Origin of the sequence: Paenibacillus sp. FSL H7-0714, from assembly GCF_038003765.1 — a bacterium.
Classification (GTDB): domain Bacteria; phylum Bacillota; class Bacilli; order Paenibacillales; family Paenibacillaceae; genus Paenibacillus_AQ.
In genome coordinates this window covers 2352586-2371227 of record NZ_JBBOPT010000001.1, presented here as the reverse complement: position 1 = coordinate 2371227, position 18642 = coordinate 2352586, and the positions used below count along the sequence as shown (strand labels likewise).

Below are 18642 nucleotides of genomic sequence, written 5' to 3'. Positions count from 1 at the left end.
GGTGTATACGTAAAATGAAGATATGTTAAGACTAATAAGCTTTTGGGATCTCAACCCGGTGGGTAATTCCCTGATTCGTAAAGTAGACATGAACCCCATGGTCCTGATCGTCCATAAAGTACGATACGTAATCCCGGCTTCCTGATTTTTGTGGAATCAGAAGAGTGACGATCCGATGACTTACAGCCTCTTGGGTAGAGGCAGTCAAATGCCAATGCTCGGGCAGCCCTTCCCATTCTTTCGGATCTACATCTGTAAATTGATTGCTTTGACTAAGTGCCATTTCTCCCGAGGAACTATAGACAAATCTGCCCTCCATTTGAGCTTTTTTACCATTTACTTTAAAGGATTGATCCTTCAACTTCATGGGATACAGCGTATGAAATAGCCAATCCAATTTTCCCGGACGTTCCAGCTCGACACTATCTGTGATAACAAAGTAAGCGCTATCAAAGAAGAATATTTCCCGCACATACCGCTTGATATAGGGTACATTCTCGCGGTAGGCTTCGGTGGCATCCATTTGCGTGTAGTTGATTCCGGGCGTACTGTACGCCTTCAACACCTTGCCGTAGGCTGCCATGTTCTTCGACTTGTCCGTGCCAGCATATTGGCCTTTGCCGTCAATAAGAATTGCGTTCTTGGAGTGGGTCTGCCTGCGCCACTGCATATGCATCGTACTGTTGAATGCAACGTAATAACCGCTTTCAATAGCCAAGGGCTCGCCGAAGGCATGCAGCAGGAAGGCGTTTTGATCCCCATGGCTATGGCTCACAGAGCCGTAACGGCTGCTCTTGGTCAACAGCATGATATGTTCCTGCGGATCCTCCATCCGATGATGCATAGCCACCCATCCCACATCCTGAAACCACTTCAGAGGTTCTGCAGCCACCGGTGGCTCTGAAGAAATCTGCGGATAATCCGTGCGATAAACCATCTCATCGAACCGGAAATCCCACCAGCCGTAGTTATAGAAGATCATCTGGGTATCAGGGTTCAGTTCCTTAGTTTGCTCAAAATACCACTGGTACTGCCTATTTCCGGTTAAACCGGCAAATTGGCGGATATTGAAGCCCGTCTTGAGATTGACCGGATCTCCCAGCGACGATTGATCGCCGAAGCTGGCCCTCACGGTATCAGGACTGAAGCAATAGAGCGGAAAATCACCGGTTTTGCGAAAGAAAGGACGGTCATAGAAATTGATTGCCATGTATTTGCGAATTAAATTGAGCGCCTCCGTAACGAACGCCATCTGAGTGGTCCAATACATCGGACCTTCCGCCCACCCGCCGTCTTTGCCACCCCATGGGGTATACATGGCGGAGAAGTACTCCAGCGTATAATCAAGCCATTCCTGCGCCTTCTCCTCCTCACCCAACATGGAAATACAACAGGGGACGAGTACAGAGGATAAAGAGCGGATCGCATGGCTGTCATAAGGAACTTGATGGATTCGGGAACGTTCGATGACATGGAATGCGATCTGCCCGGTTCTTCGCAGTAGCGCCTGCCTTACCTTAAGGCGTTCTTCTTCCGTAAGAGAGCCGTGAAGCCAATCATAGCCCCATGCCAACGCTCCGGCTATGCGAAAGGAGCATTCATCATTGTAATCCCGGCTGGTGGTACCATCCGTGTTCCAGCTAGCAGCATGAAGCAGCCACTCTTTAGCTTTGGCGATAAGCGACTCGTCTTCCAACACAACTCCAGCTATAGCAAGATGCCGGACAGCATAGAAAACTTCCTGGCAGTCCATATACATCTGCCGCCATAGTTTGGCGACACGCTTATTATCTGGATACGGTGCAGGTTCTGGAATAAGATCGCGCTCTGTCCAGGGTAGAACGGAATGCTTCAGGAAGTCATCCCAGCCAGTTGAAATGGAGTCTTGGCGGACAACTTCCCGGTAAGACGGAAGTTGCTCCGCTTGAAGCCAAAGCCGCGGATGGTTGGCGGAAGCAGTTGAATATCGTTCTGTTCGGGAAGGCAGTGGCGTTAGCGGCAATTCATCCTCCACCACAAAAGCTCTTACTTTACTCCACTCGGATCTGATATCATTCTCCCCGATAAGACTGTATCGCCAATAATACGAGCCGGGCGCCAACGGCTTATCCGGGGTAAACAAATTATAGGGAATTCTACTGTAGGTCAACGTACCTTCAGACTCAAATCCAGTGTTTGAGGAGATCTGCAGCTCATACATACTCTCTTCCAGACATGCAGGCATCCAAGTAAACCGTGGAGGATTCTCTCCAACATCTGTATTTTCATCTGGCCCATATGACAGGTCGAGTACGCCGCTGGTAGGTTGAAATAAAGGTTCTAACATCTCTACTCCTCCGTATTCCGGGACTCTTCCAGAATCAGTCCCTCTTTAGGGTCAAGGCAATAGACCACTACTTGCCCAGTTGTTGCTATCTGGATTCGGGGCGGTTCGCCCACCTGACTCACTAGCTTCAGTACAGCAGGTTCGTGACCGTCCCGATAAACCGTAATAAATTCAACCGACGGACCTTTGTGCCGAAGCATAATGCCTCTTAGCAATCTACTCGGATCTTCGGCATTACCCGGTGTGCGGATTTCATACATAGTGGAGCTGGGCGCCAGTAGAGTACTCGTGGATAGTTCATACTCCCGGCCGGTGCTCACTCCATCATAACGGATATTCCACTCCGTATTTAACGTACATTCCGTCTCATTTTTCATTGCGGACAGTACTTCTACTGAGCCATAACCCGCTTCCAGTCCAAGGACTGTCGGAGAATCCTTCTGGACACGGTGAGGGTCGAACGGTAACAGCAAATGTCCCGTCGGATGAAACCATAAGTCTACTTCCTGACTCCGCTCCGTCACCTGCTCAACATGAAACCAATCCAGCAGCCAACCGTCGGCCAAAACAAGATGCCGGTCTAGAACAGCTCCTTCATAGGCGCCGTCTGAGCGAATCCATAAGTACGTAGCGTTGCCTTCCTGGCGGAATTGACAGCAGCTTCCGGTATGTGGAGCTTGGGAGCAGCCTCCGATGGTGACCGTGTTATGGCTCGCGGTTTCGGAATACCATTCCTTGCGCAAAACAGATCCATAAGGAACCATACCCAGCTCGGGAGCAACCTCCCCCCATCGGTGCATAATCGTGATATGAAGCTTGTCAAAATGCCCATGTGATCCGCCATGCTCTCCGAAATCCGCCAGAACGGACAGTGGATTGTCCGGGTGGCGGAGCATGGCGAAGCCAGAATCCGGCAGTAGGACAGAGTCCCTCACCGTATAAGTGGATTGAAGCTCCCTACTCTCACCTACTCCGTACAGCACCGCCTCCAGACCAATTCGTTCTCTCTGCCCGTATAGATATCTATAAGCATTCGCCAGTATTGGCTGGAGGTTAAGCTCTGTGTATACCCCACTTCCTATTTCAAATACTTCAGCAATTTCTCGGGCGAAAGGAACGCGCGCATAAGGACCATCATGCACGGCTGGAAGCTCCCCGTTATCGCCGCTAAGCTCTACCAGCAACTGAAACATGCCACGGATGGATTGTCCCTGATCTCCTTTGGCAGCATAGAGGTCAACCCCGAAGCGCCCGTACATCTCGGCTGCTATGAGATAAGCCCGCAATACAAAAATATGGTAGTACGTGCTGCCTTCAAATTCAAAACCATCTGGCTTCACGCCAATGGACAGATGATGATAAAATCCGCCTTCTCCCTCCAGCAAAGAAGCAAGCTTTTCTCTGGTACCTTTGGCGGCATATACACAAGCCAGGCTAGCGTTCAGCCATGCGGTATAATTGTTCTCTGCATTCTTATTCTCGTAAATGAGGATGTGGCGGTATTGCTCCATACTCTCCTCCAGCATCGAGAAGAACACTTGCAGCTTTACCTCTTCCTCCCCAGTGAACGTTACTCCATGATCCACAAGCAGCAGATAGGCCCGAATAAGCGTGGTGGACCAGATAGCCTCTGTCAGCGCCTGATGAAAGGCACGGCCACTGAGCATCCAGGGTTGAGCATCGGGATGTACTGGATACAAGGGGAACTGCTCTGCATATCCGACAAGAATCTTCTGGGCTAAGCCGCTATAGAAGTCTTCCCCGTCTGCGGCGAATACCGCGGCAGCATGCAGTGCATATCGCGCCATCGCCTGATGCCGGTATACCAACCATGCTCCCCGGTAGGGTTCACCTTCCAGCTTGCAGCCCTTCGGACAAGCAAAGACAACCGCATTGCGCTCCATAGCATCGAAGATTAGCTCAGTATGATGCTGGGGACACACATATTGGTGCCACCAACCACCGGGTTCTGTCGGGAGCAGAATCTCTTCTTTCCAGAAGGGTTCCAGCTCCATTTTCAATTTATCCACCTCGAGACCAACCCAGGAAAAAGTATCTGCTTTCTCCTTAAGGTTCATCATCGCATGAACAAGCCTCCATTAATTTCAATAATTTCGCCTGTCAGATAATCCGACAGCTCTGAAGCGAGGAAGAGTGCCACATTGCCCACATCCTGTGGGACACCTTCCCGGCCCAGCGGAATCTTCGCAATCGTCGCCTGTCTTGCCGCATCCGCGGTAAAGGTGGCATGGAAAGCGGTCTGACCGATAAATCCGGGAGAGATAGCGTTTACATTAATTCCGTGAGGACTCAGCTCTTTGGCAAGTCCCTTGGTATAAGACCATACTGCAGCTTTACCTGCTGCATAAACGGAAGCCCCCGGTCCGCCGCCGTCATGAGCCGCGAGGGAAGATACATTAATGATTTTTCCGCTTTTCTTGGCAATCATTCCCGCTGCTACAGCTTTGCAGGCAAACACGCATGATTTAAAATTGACGTCCATTACCTTATTGTAATGTTCTTCGTTCATTTCAGTATTGGGGACCCGATTGATCATACCGCCCGCATTGTTGACGAGGATATCGATGGTTCCGCCAAAATGCTCCTCTATTTCCTTCACCATATTGTCCAGTTGGGCTGGACTTGTTGCGTCTGCCTGAAAAGCATAAGCTTCTCCTCCGGCCTGACGGATTCCTTCGACCGTCTCCTCCGCAGAACCAAGCAAATAGTTTACAACTACTTTTGCGCCGGAAGCAGCCAAGGTCTGCAAGATTTGCCGGCCTATCCCTGCATTGGACCCTGTAACAAGCGCAATTTTACCCGTTAAGTCAATTTTCATTGCTAATTTCCTCCTAGTAATAGTCTTGTCTGAACACATCTATTTTCTCACTCCGCAGGCATGGATAAGATCAACCGAGTACCTTCATTCTCCACGCTTTCGACGCTTAATCCGTATTGTTCACCGAACACCATTTGAATTCTCCGGTGCACATTCATGAGCCCGATCCCACCGGTATGATAGAGGGAGTCTCCTTCCGTATCCGCCAGCTGATTCAGATTCAGCTTCTCACGAAGTTTAACAAGCCGCTCATGGGACATCCCTGCTCCGTTATCCTCTATGAAAACTAGAAACCGATCTCCCTCAATTCTGGCGTCAATTCGAATATAATGCCTGTCTTCAATTCCCTCAGGAAACGCATGCTGAAAAATATTTTCGATCAAGGGCTGAAGTGTCAGCCTGACCATCTTAGCCAGTAGCAGCGTCGGTGGAATCACAACGTCGATTTCGAACTCCCTGCCGATCCGGTGTTTGAGAATCGTCATGTAGCTCAGAACATGATTAAGCTCATTGGCAATCCTGATCTCCTCAAGGTTGGTTTGGATAGAGTAGCGCAGCATAAATGCCATAGCTTCCACTATTTCTGTAATTTCATCCGAATCCTGAACGACCGCGTAGCATTTAATAGTCTCTAAAGTGTTATATAGATAGTGTGGATTAATCTGCAGCTGGAGTGCTTGGAATTCAGCCTGATGACGCTCCAGAGCCTCCTTCTGGGTGGTAAGCTCCGCTTCGTATACCCGCTCAATCATTTCAGACAACCGGGTCACCATGAGATTGTAGCTGCGCATCAATCCCCCCAACTCATCCTGACGGCCGTTCATCTCAAGCCTGCGCCACCTGCCTTTTTCCGTCTCCCTCATCCCTTCCTTAAGAATCAGGATCGGCTTCGTGATGGATCGTCCGAACCAGATGGCAAGCAATAGTGTGCCAACAAGCGTAAGAGCTCCCACCACCAGTGTGGTCGTTCGAATGGTAGAAATAGGCTTGCGTAGCTCGCCAACCGGTATGGATACTACAAGCTGCCAATTGGAATAATCGGATTTTCTCGACACGAACAAATACTCTTTCCCGTCTACCTTTTCCACGACAGAATCATTTGGGTGTTGAAATACGTTCTGAATGTGCTCAGCAGATAACTCAGAATAGTTTTTGTTTCCTTCTGCCCGATATAGGAGCTTGCCGAATTCGTCCATGATAAAATAGGACCCGCCCTGTCCCAGATCAAGAGGCTCCCATATGCGGGCCAGATCCTCTGCCTTAAATTCAATGGCTACTATACCTTTCGGGCGATAGGAAGCGAGTCCTCTGATCCGGCGGACCATCGTAATAATGTTCTTATCCCCTTCATTCATCACATTCGTGTTGAGAATGGTGATGCGGCCGCTCTCCGGCGTATGCTCGCTTAAGAAGCGGTAACGTTCCTGCGGATGAAACTTCAGGCTATGCGCTTGATTTGAGTTATCATCGCTAATGGCCTTGCCATGTTCACCGATAACGTATATCAGATTAATCTGGGGATACAGAATAAACAAAGACCGAAACAAATACTTCTGAATATCATTCGTATATTGATAGTAGGAGTAGCTATTCTCCGGGTCCATATCCAGGAACTCTTTGACTTGATTGTAAGACAGGATGGAGTCGCTAGCCTTTTCATAATTTTGCAAATACAAATCCGTTTGATAGGACGCGCTTCGGATGACTTGGGCAATGGACTTCTCTGAAGATTTATCCAGCTCAGCCGAAGCCTGAAAATAGGAGATAAATCCAACCATGGACAAGGAAAGAAGAATAACGGTCAAAAAGGAGGCAAACAACTTGTTCGACAGACTTTTTCTCATCAATCTATCCCCAGCTGGTTGCGATACTCAGAAGGAGCCAGCCCGGTAAACTTCTTAAATGTCTTCGTAAAATGGGGATGGTCTGCATACCCGACCTCATAGGAAATATCGGTTATCCGAAAGCTTGCATCGGCAAGCAACCTTTTGGCCTTCTCCATCCTACGTTTGATGCGGTAATGTACAAAGGTCTCTCCCGTCGAGTGTTTAAACATCTGGCTGAAGTAAGAGGCATTTAGACCAAGTACTTCCGCCACCTCCTCGAGCGATACTTCCTGGGCGAGATGCTTTTCGATGAATGCTTTAGCTTCCTCTATCGGATCCTTCGCTTTGCCCTTGCGCTTTCTACGGAGTTCTTCCAATATAGTTGCTGACGCTTCTGCGAAGCAGTGGAATAACTGTTCAGGTCCAGCTGCTGCGGACAAGTCTAACACGCTTTTACCGGGTATGACCGAATTGACAAGGAGCTTCTTCACGAGCAAGGCGTAGCCCTCTTCCAAAAGCTCTTTTTGCTGACTTCGGCTCATCTTGCGCTGGAGGAAGTCAGTTTCCCATTCCTGAAGTACAAGGTACAACCTCTCTTTATCCAAGGTCCAGATGGCATCATCCATACGCATGACCCATTCATCAATCTTAGCGACAGAAACAAAACTCTCCAGCTTCTTTCTATACGCTTCCAGTTTGGCGATCACATTTTGAAGGTTCACTTTGCTCACGGGCTTCAGGAGATATTCTTTCACTCCATAAGACACACATTGGCGGGCGTATTCAAAATCACCGTAACCTGAGATAACAACGGTTTGAATATCCGTTTCCATCTCCGACAACCGCCGGCATAACTCCAGTCCGTCGACTTTGGGCATGCGGATATCTGTAAAAAGAAAATCCGGCTGTTCCTCCATAATGAGCTGAATTGCCTCTTCGCCATTCTGAGCAAGTTTGATATTATACGGATGCTCGCTGCATTGCTGGATCATGATAGACAGTCCCTTTCGAATCATGGGCTCGTCGTCTACGATTAATACACATCTCATCCATGGATACCACCTTCCGATTCGTCTCGCTTAACGCGTTCCTATTCTACCACACTATATTAGATCAGGATTTGACGGATCCGACCATCATTCCTTTAACAAAATGGCGTTGAAGAAACGGATAAATCATGATAATCGGAATAGTAGCGACAATGATAACAGCCATTTTAATGCCCTCAGGTGAGGTGTGGGCCAAAGAACTATAAACTGAGGAAGCCGGATCAATGCTGATATCGTCCGTCTCGAAGAGCTTCTTCAACATCACCTGCAGAGGCCATAAAGAAGGCTTGTTGATATAATACAGAGCGCTCATGTACGTATTCCAGTGCCCTACGGCGTAGAAAATCCCCAATGAGGCCATTACCGGTTTGGATAATGGCAGTACCATATTGACAATGATCCGCAGCTCACCACACCCATCGATTCTGGAGGAATCTATCAGCTCCTGAGGTAGCTGCATGAAGAAACTTCTCATCACGAAAAAGTTAAAAGCGCTGATGGCGCCCGGAATCATAAGTGCCCAAAGGGAGTTCATAAGACCCAAATTTTTGATCAGGATAAAGTTTGGAATAAGAGGGGCACTGAATACCATAGTGAACAATACCATCATGACAATATATTTGCGTCCTACGAATTCCGGCCGTGACACCGGATAAGCGAGAGACGCTGTCGCAATCAGATTGATAGCGGTGCCCAGCACCGTAATATAGACGGAGACACCGAACGCCCGCCAAATGGAATGATCGCTGAAAACGTACTGATAATTGATCGCCGTAAAGTCCTTTGGCAGCAAGCCTACCCTGCCATTAATAATTGCTTCAGAGCTGCTAAAGGACTGGGCAATCACATTCAGAAACGGCAGAAACATAGCCAAAGCGAGAGCGGTTAGAAACAATAGATTGAACACATTAAATAGATTCTGGCCGCGAGTATAGCGTACTCTCATCATCCCTACCTCCATAAAGAGCGATTAATACAGCGATTCACCGGTTGTTTTTTTGCTCAAAATGTTGCCGATGAGCACCAGAATGAGTCCAACTACCGACTTGAATAGCCCCACTGCTGTTGTATAACTGTATTGCTGAGACAGCAGCCCCGCCTTATAGATATAAGTGTCCAGAATCTCCCCGTTCCCAGTATTAAGCGCGTTCAGGAATACCCATACCCGCTCGAAGCCAAGATCAAGAAATCTCCCGATATGGAGAAGGAACAAAATCATAATCGTCGGTATCAGTGATGGAAGTGTAATGGCTAAGGTTTGTTTCCAGCGCCCGGCTCCGTCCACTTCAGCAGCCTCATACAGATCTGGATTTATTCCTGCCAGCGCGGCCAGATAAATGATCGTACCGTACCCGGAATCCCTCCAAATGCCGGAACTGATCAAAATCGTGCGAATATATGAATTTTCACCAAGAAAATAAATCGGTTCGAAGCCGAAGGCTTGTAAAACCTGATTCACAATCCCTGTTCCTGGGGAGAGGATACCCAAGGCGATACCGCTCACAATTACCCAGGACAGGAAATGGGGCATATAAACCACCGTTTGCAAAAACCGTTTGTAAAACACAAGACGGATTTCATTCAGCAGAAGCGCAAGCAATATTGGAGCCGGGAAGGCAAATATGAGATCATACAAGCCTAGCAGAATCGTATTGCTTAAGATTCTTCCGAAATCCTGGTATTGAAACATCGTCCTAAAGTGCTCAAGCCCTACCCATTCACTACCTGTAAAGCCTTTAAAAATGTTGTAGTTCTGAAACGCAATCACTGAACCGGCCAACGGCAAGTACTTGAAAATGATAAAATACAAGATCCCGGGAATCGCGATCACATAGAGTGCTCTGAATTTCCACATGTTTGAGAGCAGTGACCTTCTCGTGTCGGCTTTGTAGTTAATAAGGTCAATCCCGGTTAACTTAGCCTTCATAACCGTTTCCTATAGGTCCTTTTTTCAGCAGGTTCGCTGGAGCATTCTCATCTAAGGGAATTTCTTGAAATTCGACGGTAATAAACCGTTCCTCCCGTTCAATAATTCGGGATAACTCCCGTGTGAATACAGTAACGATCTCCTCCTTCTGCTCACTCGTTCGGCCTTCGTACATCCTAATCTCAATATGTGGCATCAGCTTTCCTCCATTTCCTCGAATAGTGATTGAATCTAACCTCATTCTACCTGCAATAAAGCGCTTGCAATATGGATTTTCTATGAGTAAGCTTGTGTTTTCTTTAGGGTATATCCAGTAATAATCGAGCTGGAATTCAAGCGAGCCCCTAAAAAAAGCAGCATCTCTACCGTAATCTATGGTAGAAATGCCGCTTTATCATTTTAGATTTTTAATTACTATTTTAATACCCCATATAACTTTCCAAACCCGCTGGATCTATAATGAGCATTTGCTTGTTTCCGATTAGCTCAATAAGACCTGAATCTTCAAACCTTGAGAATTTTCTGCTAATAGTTTCGCGGGTGACCCCAACATAACTGGCCAGCTCTTCACGAGACAACGGAAGGTCAATATGAATATGAGTGCCACGCTGCTTACCATATTTGTCGCTGAGTTCCATGATCATATAAGCAATTCGTATTTCGGGATCTTTGGTCGCCAGGCTTTGCGCCAGATTTTCCGTATGGGCTAGTCTTTTGGTCACACTCTTCAGTAGTCTGAGCGAAATATCCGGATTATCCCTCATCAGCTGCTCCATATCCGTTCGGGTCAGCATGCAAATGTTAGTGTATTTCAGAGCATAAGCACTGAAGTTACTCAGCTCATCGCTGTTAAAAATGCTCAGTTCCCCGAAAAAGTCTCCATTCGTCAAGATGTGCAAAATTTGTTCCTTGCCCTCAGGAGTTGTTTTGGATAATTTAACATGCCCTCGCTGAATAATGTACAGCGTATCTGACGGCGCCCCTTCCAGAATTAAAGGTTGACCTTTAGTAAACTTACGATGCTTGATCATAGTGCTGATCCGGGAGAGATCGTCATCGCTTAACGCAGCAAAAATAGGCACCTTGCGGGTACAAGGTTCAGCAGCGTATTGGCAAGAATACTCCTTCATAACTGTCCCCCCTGTTGTTCATTTTTTTGTACAACTCCTACTTTCCTTTAGGATACAGAAGTTTTTTTATCTTCAACCGGCGCAAAATGACTGGTATCTTCACCGCATACCGGACAGACCCAATCTTCAGGCAAATCTTCAAATGCAGTGCCTGCAACAACATCCTCATCGGGATCGCCTAATGCCGGATCATAGATATAACCACAGGGTAGACAAATGTATTTTTTCATCTTTATCATCTCCTAAAAAGTTAATAGTTTAGTTCAACCTGGTTTGTACTTCAGCCATGATCTCCTCGATGCTACTCCCGTTAACATCGATCCCCTCAAGGGAGATGCCATACTCTACAGCGGTTTTATACCCAAGAGAAGCAGCTGCACCTTGCCAGGATATCGCACCGATCATTGTGTTATCTTTCACATAGATACGCGTATACGCCCCATTGTCATCTCCGCTTACCGCCGTACCGCAACACTGTTCATCCACGTTGCCTATCGAAAATAAAGAGATACCAAAGGCGGTAAACAAGGTAACCGGAACAGCTCTACGATACGCCGTCAGATTGGCGACCATATTACTGCCGGCAATCCTGCCCTGCTCAATCGCTCCGCCCCACAGTCCTTCCACATGCCCGTTAATTTCAGCCACATCTCCGGCTGCATACACATGCGGATCATTTGTTTGCATTTGTTCATTTACGATAATGCCCTGCCGGACTTGAATATTCGAGCCACTTACCAGTTTCGTATTCGGTACAATACCAATAGAGTAGACTACATGGTCACAGGAAAAATGAGATTGGTCGTGCAGCGTAATTCCGGTAACATACTCAGTTCCTGTTATAGACGCTACATCAGCTCGAAGAATAACCTTCACACCTGCTTGTTCAAGGTTCTCTTTAAGGAGCTGTGAGGATTTCTCATCAAGCTGCCTGCCCATCAACCGGTGAAAAGCTTCGATCACCGTTACCTGATATCCAGCTTCATGCAGCGCCCAAGCGGTTTCGATTCCCTGCACTCCCCCACCGATTACGGCTACATGGCTGCCATCCTGCAGGTTTTCTTTCAATCTGTCCGCGTCGTTCATATCCCGGAGGGTATGAACATTGTTCAGGGCGAAGCCCTCAAGGGAGAGTGCACGATTCTTCGCTCCCATACACAATAAAAGCTTATGATAAGAAACACTCTGCCCATCTTCTGTCACAACTATTTGCCGGTCCGGGTGGACAGAACGGATTCGGGTCGAGGTTTTTACGGAGATACGGTTATCGCGGTACCATTTTTCCTTTTTAATCAGCACCTTCTCACTGTGCAGGTCGGTAAACAGCCCTTTGGTCAGCTTAATCCGGTTATAGGGCAGTTGACTTTCCTCCCCGAGGATCGAAATTTCCGATTCTGCGTCTTGATCACGGATGGCTTTGGCGGCATGGACGGCGGCTACTCCTCCGCCAACAATAACGTAATGTTTTGTCATCCTATGTTCCTCCTCCCTAAAATGAACTCAGCAGCAAATCCGAAACAAATTCAGCCGCATTTTTAATTTTTTGAACTTTCTCAGGCTCTTTCGGGGAAAATCTGATTCGTACAGGGAACTCTACATGTGTCATCCCCGTGGTTTTAATAACCTCAGATGTGCTTTGCACCGTCATGTTTGTTCCATTCAGATAATCCTGAATGACTTCAATGGCTTCACCACTCCAGCCGTAGGAGCCAAAGGCTGCAGCAAGTTTACCTTCCAGATTCATATTGTGCAATTCTTTCAAAATGTTCTCCAGGTTCCCAATCATGTCCGCGTATTTAGTGGAGCTGCCAATAAAGACCGCGTCCGCTGACGTTATGCTGTTCAGAATATCAGTGGCACTACTTTTATCTGCATCCCAGACCTCTGTCTCTATATTATTTTCCTGCAAGCAATCCTGTATGATTTTGGCCATCTTCTTGGTACTGTTTTTGATGGTGGTATATACGATGGTTGCCTTTTTTCCTTGCGTCGTTTCACGGCTCAATGTGGCGTACATCCCGATATATTTACGTATGTCCTTCCGGATCACAAACCCATGGGAAGGAGCGATCATCCGGATCTCAAGATCCTTAACAGCCTCTAACAGGGTTCTTACATATCTTCTGTGAGGATGAATAATTGCTGCGTAATAGCCCTGGAAATCTTCCGTAATATCAAACCCGGCTTCATCGCTGAATAGATTCTCCACCGCAACATGCGTGCTGAAAATATCACAAGGAAATAAGATTTGATCTTCGATACAATAGGTGATCATCGTTTCTGCGGTATGGAGATACGGTGTTTCTTTAAACAGCAGCGTTTTCCCGCCAATATCCAGCTTATCTCCGTCTTTAACCACCAGGAAGTTCCGGCTATGAAGCTTGTACATTTCCTGCAATTCGGGAACAGCAATCTCGGTGCATACGATCGTGGCATTTGCAGCCTTGGCAGCGAGAGCTGCCAGTCCACCAGAGTGATCAGGCTCTGTATGATTAATTACAATGTAATGGATATCTAGAAGATCAATCATTTCACCCAGACACTCGGCATATTCACGTCCGAATTCCATATCTACGGTATCAATGACAGTTGGTTTACCTGTTTTTAATAAATAAGAATTATAGGTAGTTCCTTTTGCCAGAATCAGGCGATGAAAAGGAACATGACGGTTATCAATTTTGCCTATCCAGTAAATATCCTCGGCGATTTTCTTGAATTGTGTACTCATTTCTATAACCTCCAATGTTTGATTGATAATGTTTATCAACAACCATATTTTATTATGGCTGCCAAACAAAAAAGAGGATTTGAATCAAATTATGAAAGTTTGAAAAAAATGAATACCTTTAATTTAGACGATCTAAATAAAGTGATTATGCGTTGGGTCACATTTTAAATAAAAAGCCACACAAATGTTTGCACTTCGCCTTAAAGAAAGAATAACCCATAACAACTTTATGCCATATCCTAATGAAAATAATAAAAAGGTGGATATCCATGACTGAAATACAAATAGCTGCTGTGGGAGATCTAATGGTCAAACGTTATATTATTTCGGATGCTAAACAGCCTGATGGAACCTATTCGTTCAGCCCCCTGTTTGCAAAAGTAGCTCCTTATCTGAAACAGGCTGATTTGACGATTGGCAATCTCGAAACCACCTTTGCTGGAAGTGGCCCCGAATGCCGGAAAAGCCCACGATCAGGCGGTCCGATATTCAAATGTCCAGACGAACTGGCCCCTGCACTTAAGGAAGCCGGATTCGACGTATTAGTAACGGCCAACAATCATTGCATGGATTATGGTGCCCCGGGTCTGGTTCGGACGTTACGAGTTCTGGACCGTAATGGAATCGACCACACGGGAACAGCTAAATCATTAGAAGAATCCAAGAGAACGCTTATTAAAAACGTCAAAGGAATTACGATTGGCATCCTCTCCTACACAGCAGGAACCAACCGAATTCCTATACCAGTGAGTAAGCCATGGCTGGTTAACCGGATATCTACGCCCAAGATCATTCGGGAGATTCGAGATTTAAAAAAGAAAGTCGATCTAGTCTTGCTTTATCTGCATTTCGGAAGCGAATATCGTTACACTCCAAACAAGAGGCAAAAAGAGCTGGTCAATCTCTTCTTTAAAAATGGCGCCGACATCATACTGGGGTCTCACCCACATGTTCTTCAACCGTTAGCGCTTCGTGGAAAAAAACAATTCGTTATTTACTCATTGGGGAATTTTGTTTCTACTAAATTAATGAATATTCCTTATACACAAAGCGGTATCATACTTACGCTTAAAATAAAGAAGGATGAAAAAGGAAACACGAGTATAACTAACGTAGGTTACATCCCGACTTGTGTAGATCGAAGAATAAAAAGCGGCAGGAAAATTACAGAGATCATCCCCATCCGCGACGCATTAAAGAGAAGCGCCACCGACATAAAAACAGAGCGGCGAAATCTCATGAATCGAATGTTGAAACATACGACAACAATCTTAAAGAAGGAATAGAAACGTTATTAAAATAGAGAATACAGCAAAAAGCGCTGTTCTACAGAACAGCGCTTTTTGCTCAATATGAAATCGACCTTATTATTCTAGTTCGGCCGGTTTTACAATGGTTGTACCTTTGTTATTCTTGGAATATTTAGCTTCGATTTTCGTGTTGTATGTATCTTTTTCTCCGTCACTTGTCAGTACATAACTCAGATCGACTGTCAGCTTTTCCGTTTGCCAGGTCTTAGTATTGACGAATAATTTCCAAGTTACGCTTTTAGGTTGAACAGTCTCTCCATCCCAGAGGTTCTCCTGGTCATAGAGTTTGATTATTCCCTTAGCTGCTGTCGGATCAGTTACCGTGAACTGCAGGACAGTCTGTGCGCCAGCAGTGCTGACTTTCATAGATTTTTTATAATTTTTAACCGAATCAAGCATGGAAACAGGATCGTATTGACCTTTGGAGTAAAAAGAATCCCACTCCATCTTCTCCAGTGCAATCCAATACTGTGCATCGGGATCGATTGGCTCGCCGTCATCGTCGTAACCTTCATCTTCAGATTCATCGATCAGTTCACTTCCGTCTACAAGATAGTAAAACTCCTTGTCATTGGCATATAGACTGTACGATGTTTCTAAAAGACTACTATCAACGGTGCCAGCTGCAGCAAAATTCGGCAGTCGATTAATATCCAGCTTCAGTGTGTTAGTGTTGCTGATACGTACCCCACCGCTCTGAATATCCTGTTTTTTGATCACATCTAAGTGAAAATTCTTTATTGCTTTAGAGGCCGCCGTTACTTTGCTAATCATTTGATCCGCGGTTACTGCTGTTGTGGTAGCTGCAGACACGACTTCAGGATTAGACATCCATCCGATCGTTCCGGACAGCAATAAAGCACCTACTGCCAAACTAGTGCCTATTGTTTTGAAAAAACTGTTCATGTACTTCCCCTTTCGGCCCCTTGCGATAATGTAACGCCGTATAGGTCGAAATAATAAAAGAGCTCAAAATAGACTACATATTCTTAGAGCTATCCTTTATGCTTCATAAGACATCCCTATGGCGGCCTGGCGATCATTTCCTTCTGTAGAAAGGCTTTAGACCCATGGCTTTGTGTCATCATCTTTCGATGATTTTACCTTTAACGCGGACATTCAATTAGTTTTAATTAGCTTACGGACGCATGTCCCACCGCTAATTTTATCATGGTTATAATTACCTGTAAACGACTTATCTTCCATTCAAATTCGCTATGATGCTCAGAAGAAATACTTCACTCAAAATGAAAAATGAACGATTACATACGCTTATAAGTCTTATTAATGAGAACAGCAAAGACAGGGGGTGCAGCAAAATGTGTGACCGAGAAATTTTCGAGCTCTATAAAGAACAAGTATATTATTTTTGTTACTACTTAATGAAAAATCAGGCAGATGCAGAGGATATTTGCCAAGAGGTATTTGTAAAGGTTATCTTAGCGGATAAGTCTAAGGTAAGAAACTTGAAATCTTGGATTTTACGAATTGCTTCGAATGAGTGCCACAGTGTGATTAAAAGGCGTAAGACGGGGTGGATGAAAGAAGTACGTAATTATTTACTATCCAGGTCTGAGGAATCAAACCCTGTAGAAAAACGGTTGGATCGACAGGAAACTAAAAAAGAATTACAAGGGTTATACAGTCAGCTTCCCGACAAAATCAGAATGGTAGTAGTCCTTCGTTTTATAAACGAATTGACTGTACCCGAGATCTCTAAAGTTATGAGCATACCCGAAGGAACTGTAAAATCCAGACTGAACAAGGGACTTAAAATACTAAATAGAATGGGTGGAACTCAACTAAAGGAGCTGAGTAGTAATGAATCTGTATATTGAAAAAGATAGACATATTCCCCGACCGGATTATGATTTGATGTGGACTACCATTGAACAAGAAGCATATAAACGTCAAAGAAATCTGAATGCCTCCCAGAATACTCCTAGGCCTAATAAAAAGGTTGTTCCTATCAGCATCGTCTTCTCTTGCCTCTTACTTGTCGCCATTCCTGTATTCGCTAGTATGACGATTAATTGGGATAAAATTGGTGGGCGAAGTGTGAGCAATGCATTAAATAACGGCATCGGTCAACAGTATAATCTTCAAGCTTCCAGTTCAGGAGTAACAATGAATTTGAACGGTGTTGTAACTGACGGAGAAAAAATGAAAATGCTGTTATCACTTGATACTAAATCTGATCTATCCCAATATACTGGATTTGCTACAGAGGAAAACACCATGACTAGTGAATCCGGTGCCAAGGCAAAGGTATACGGTTATTTAGAATACGATCCTGAAAGCCAGAAACTCATTGGAGTATATGAGACACCTGATACATTAAAGGATGATAAAAAGGACTACAAGTTTGAAGCACGGAATCTCATTTTTTACCGTAATCAGAATATTCCCTTACAATCTAATCATCAAGCAGGGGATACAATCGATACTGGAGTTAAGCAATATCCAAGCATTCAAATCGAATCCGTTCGACATGTTTCCAATCAAACCATTATCCGTTACAAAGTCGCTGCATCACCATCTGACTTAGGACGGGGTAACCCACATTTGGTAGTTAGTACTGCAGGTCAAGAGAATGAGGCAATTCCAACCATCATGCCTAACGAAGGATCGGATTTATTTATTGAACAGGTTTTCAATATAACTGAATCAGATTGGAAGGAAGCTAGTCTTCATTTTAGTTACATTGAAGAAGCGAAACGTATTTCAGGTACATGGAAGTTCGATTTTAAAGCAGATGGACAAAAAGCAAGTGAGGCGATTTACACTAAGAAACTGTATAACAGTCCTGAATTTCAAGAAAAGACCGGTATAACCTTAGATCAGCTAGTGGTTACCCCTTTGGATATCCAAATTCTAATAGATGAAAATGATTCGCTTAAAAAAGGAATTGTCCACTATAATACCGCTCAGTTGGTTATAGGTGATAAAACAATCACTGGGGGTTGGAATTTGAAAGGAGATCATTCCGAAAGCTACCAGCATTTATTTCAATTTGAATCTCCGGAATGGTATAACAACTGGTCCGATGTTCCAATGAAACTTATATTAAAGGATGCTGTCATTGAGAAACGTGATACCAGTAAGAATTGGATCACAATAAACAAACCTAAAGAAGAAAAACAGTTCACTTCACTTGATGTCGATGGATTAGACATTGAATTCACGTACTATACTGAAGGCGAAAATTTGATTGTTGAATCATCATCCAAATCTCCTCACTTCAAAAGCGTTAACCAAACTACGTTACGGATTAATGGCAAAGAAGTGGTGCCTGAAATTACACCTAAGGGCATGATATCTACAGGAACTAATATTGATAGCTACAAAGATATTCCTTTCGACGAAAAAATCGAACTGAACCCTGGTATCTATAAATATAGCGCTCCTAGCCGGAACGAGGAAATTAAACTTTAATACAGGAAGTTAATCTATTGTCCCGCCCTTTTTAGTTAATCCTAAGGGCGGGTTATTTTTTGGATAGAATCA

At 45.1% G+C, this 18642-nt stretch carries 16 protein-coding genes and 1 riboswitch; of the genes, 3 read left to right on the top strand and 13 right to left on the bottom strand.

Annotated features, from left to right (window positions below):
• Positions 1-31: 31 nt before the first annotated feature.
• The 12 genes from NST34_RS10290 to NST34_RS10235 all read right to left on the bottom strand — a co-directional run bounded on the left by NST34_RS10290 (position 32) and on the right by NST34_RS10235 (position 13825).
• Complete coding sequence (locus NST34_RS10290) at positions 32-2326, bottom strand: DUF4962 domain-containing protein (protein ID WP_341127687.1); 2295 nt, start codon at positions 2324-2326, stop codon at positions 32-34.
• Between the two features lie 2 nt (positions 2327-2328).
• The gene (locus NST34_RS10285) at positions 2329-4407 is read right to left on the bottom strand and encodes a heparinase II/III domain-containing protein (protein WP_341127686.1); all 2079 of its coding nucleotides are present in this window, start codon (positions 4405-4407) and stop codon (positions 2329-2331) included.
• Positions 4404-5165, bottom strand: coding sequence for an SDR family NAD(P)-dependent oxidoreductase (locus NST34_RS10280; RefSeq protein WP_076283149.1), 762 nt, complete (start codon positions 5163-5165; stop codon positions 4404-4406). The genes NST34_RS10285 and NST34_RS10280 overlap by 4 nt, the downstream gene beginning before the upstream one ends.
• A 47-nt stretch (positions 5166-5212) precedes the next feature.
• Positions 5213-7009, bottom strand: a complete 1797-nt coding sequence (locus NST34_RS10275) for a sensor histidine kinase (RefSeq protein ID WP_076283150.1) — start codon at positions 7007-7009, stop codon at positions 5213-5215.
• On the bottom strand, positions 7009-8040 hold the full coding sequence (locus NST34_RS10270) for a response regulator transcription factor (RefSeq protein ID WP_076283151.1): 1032 nt from the start codon (positions 8038-8040) through the stop codon (positions 7009-7011). The genes NST34_RS10275 and NST34_RS10270 overlap by 1 nt, the downstream gene beginning before the upstream one ends.
• Positions 8041-8104: 64 nt before the next feature.
• Entirely contained in the window at positions 8105-8989 is an 885-nt protein-coding gene (locus NST34_RS10265) for a carbohydrate ABC transporter permease (protein ID WP_143759319.1), read from the bottom strand.
• A gap of 21 nt (positions 8990-9010) precedes the next feature.
• Complete coding sequence (locus NST34_RS10260; RefSeq protein ID WP_076298530.1) at positions 9011-9967, bottom strand: ABC transporter permease; 957 nt, start codon at positions 9965-9967, stop codon at positions 9011-9013.
• Positions 9957-10163 (bottom strand): tautomerase family protein, encoded by a 207-nt coding sequence (locus NST34_RS10255; protein ID WP_060624355.1) that lies wholly within the window; start codon positions 10161-10163, stop codon positions 9957-9959. Before NST34_RS10255 ends, NST34_RS10260 begins: the two co-directional genes overlap by 11 nt.
• Positions 10164-10386: 223 nt before the next feature.
• Positions 10387-11097, bottom strand: coding sequence for a Crp/Fnr family transcriptional regulator (locus tag NST34_RS10250; RefSeq protein ID WP_341127685.1), 711 nt, complete (start codon positions 11095-11097; stop codon positions 10387-10389).
• A 47-nt stretch (positions 11098-11144) separates the two neighbouring features.
• Positions 11145-11327: a rubredoxin gene (gene rd, locus NST34_RS10245; RefSeq protein ID WP_076130123.1), complete on the bottom strand. Its 183-nt coding sequence runs from the start codon at positions 11325-11327 to the stop codon at positions 11145-11147.
• Positions 11328-11355: 28 nt separating this feature from the next.
• The gene (locus tag NST34_RS10240) at positions 11356-12570 is read right to left on the bottom strand and encodes an NAD(P)/FAD-dependent oxidoreductase (RefSeq protein ID WP_341127684.1); all 1215 of its coding nucleotides are present in this window, start codon (positions 12568-12570) and stop codon (positions 11356-11358) included.
• A gap of 16 nt (positions 12571-12586) precedes the next feature.
• Positions 12587-13825, bottom strand: coding sequence for an FprA family A-type flavoprotein (locus tag NST34_RS10235; protein ID WP_341127683.1), 1239 nt, complete (start codon positions 13823-13825; stop codon positions 12587-12589).
• Positions 13826-14094: 269 nt separating this feature from the next.
• Here NST34_RS10235 and NST34_RS10230 point away from each other — a divergent pair, with 269 nt between their 5' ends.
• Positions 14095-15111: a CapA family protein gene (locus tag NST34_RS10230; protein ID WP_341127682.1), complete on the top strand. Its 1017-nt coding sequence runs from the start codon at positions 14095-14097 to the stop codon at positions 15109-15111.
• An 81-nt stretch (positions 15112-15192) separates the two neighbouring features.
• Here the strand turns inward: NST34_RS10230 and NST34_RS10225 are convergent, their stop codons facing one another.
• Positions 15193-16041 carry a DUF6612 family protein gene (locus tag NST34_RS10225; RefSeq protein ID WP_341127681.1) on the bottom strand — a complete coding sequence of 283 codons (849 nt, stop codon included), beginning with the start codon at positions 16039-16041 and terminating at the stop codon, positions 15193-15195.
• Between the two features lie 117 nt (positions 16042-16158).
• Positions 16159-16250: riboswitch (cyclic di-GMP riboswitch) on the bottom strand.
• Positions 16251-16454: 204 nt separating this feature from the next.
• Here NST34_RS10225 and NST34_RS10220 point away from each other — a divergent pair.
• The gene (locus NST34_RS10220; RefSeq protein ID WP_076298534.1) at positions 16455-16973 is read left to right on the top strand and encodes an RNA polymerase sigma factor; all 519 of its coding nucleotides are present in this window, start codon (positions 16455-16457) and stop codon (positions 16971-16973) included.
• On the top strand, positions 16957-18570 hold the full coding sequence (locus tag NST34_RS10215; RefSeq protein WP_341061994.1) for a DUF4179 domain-containing protein: 1614 nt from the start codon (positions 16957-16959) through the stop codon (positions 18568-18570). Before NST34_RS10220 ends, NST34_RS10215 begins: the two co-directional genes overlap by 17 nt.
• The last annotated feature ends 72 nt before the right edge of the window (positions 18571-18642 follow it).

Excerpts from the sequence above, each read along its gene's own strand:
- NST34_RS10290 (WP_341127687.1), bottom strand. The coding sequence starts at position 2,326 with ATGTTAGAACCTTTATTTCAACCTACCAGCGGCGTACTCGACCTGTCA.
- NST34_RS10285 (WP_341127686.1), bottom strand. The coding sequence starts at position 4,407 with ATGATGAACCTTAAGGAGAAAGCAGATACTTTTTCCTGGGTTGGTCTC.
- NST34_RS10280 (WP_076283149.1), bottom strand. The coding sequence starts at position 5,165 with ATGAAAATTGACTTAACGGGTAAAATTGCGCTTGTTACAGGGTCCAAT.
- NST34_RS10275 (WP_076283150.1), bottom strand. The coding sequence starts at position 7,009 with ATGAGAAAAAGTCTGTCGAACAAGTTGTTTGCCTCCTTTTTGACCGTT.
- NST34_RS10270 (WP_076283151.1), bottom strand. The coding sequence starts at position 8,040 with ATGAGATGTGTATTAATCGTAGACGACGAGCCCATGATTCGAAAGGGA.
- NST34_RS10265 (WP_143759319.1), bottom strand. The coding sequence starts at position 8,989 with ATGATGAGAGTACGCTATACTCGCGGCCAGAATCTATTTAATGTGTTC.
- NST34_RS10260 (WP_076298530.1), bottom strand. The coding sequence starts at position 9,967 with ATGAAGGCTAAGTTAACCGGGATTGACCTTATTAACTACAAAGCCGAC.
- NST34_RS10255 (WP_060624355.1), bottom strand. The coding sequence starts at position 10,163 with ATGCCACATATTGAGATTAGGATGTACGAAGGCCGAACGAGTGAGCAG.
- NST34_RS10250 (WP_341127685.1), bottom strand. The coding sequence starts at position 11,097 with ATGAAGGAGTATTCTTGCCAATACGCTGCTGAACCTTGTACCCGCAAG.
- rd (WP_076130123.1), bottom strand. The coding sequence starts at position 11,327 with ATGAAAAAATACATTTGTCTACCCTGTGGTTATATCTATGATCCGGCA.
- NST34_RS10240 (WP_341127684.1), bottom strand. The coding sequence starts at position 12,570 with ATGACAAAACATTACGTTATTGTTGGCGGAGGAGTAGCCGCCGTCCAT.
- NST34_RS10235 (WP_341127683.1), bottom strand. The coding sequence starts at position 13,825 with ATGAGTACACAATTCAAGAAAATCGCCGAGGATATTTACTGGATAGGC.
- NST34_RS10230 (WP_341127682.1), top strand. The coding sequence starts at position 14,095 with ATGACTGAAATACAAATAGCTGCTGTGGGAGATCTAATGGTCAAACGT.
- NST34_RS10225 (WP_341127681.1), bottom strand. The coding sequence starts at position 16,041 with ATGAACAGTTTTTTCAAAACAATAGGCACTAGTTTGGCAGTAGGTGCT.
- NST34_RS10220 (WP_076298534.1), top strand. The coding sequence starts at position 16,455 with ATGTGTGACCGAGAAATTTTCGAGCTCTATAAAGAACAAGTATATTAT.
- NST34_RS10215 (WP_341061994.1), top strand. The coding sequence starts at position 16,957 with ATGAATCTGTATATTGAAAAAGATAGACATATTCCCCGACCGGATTAT.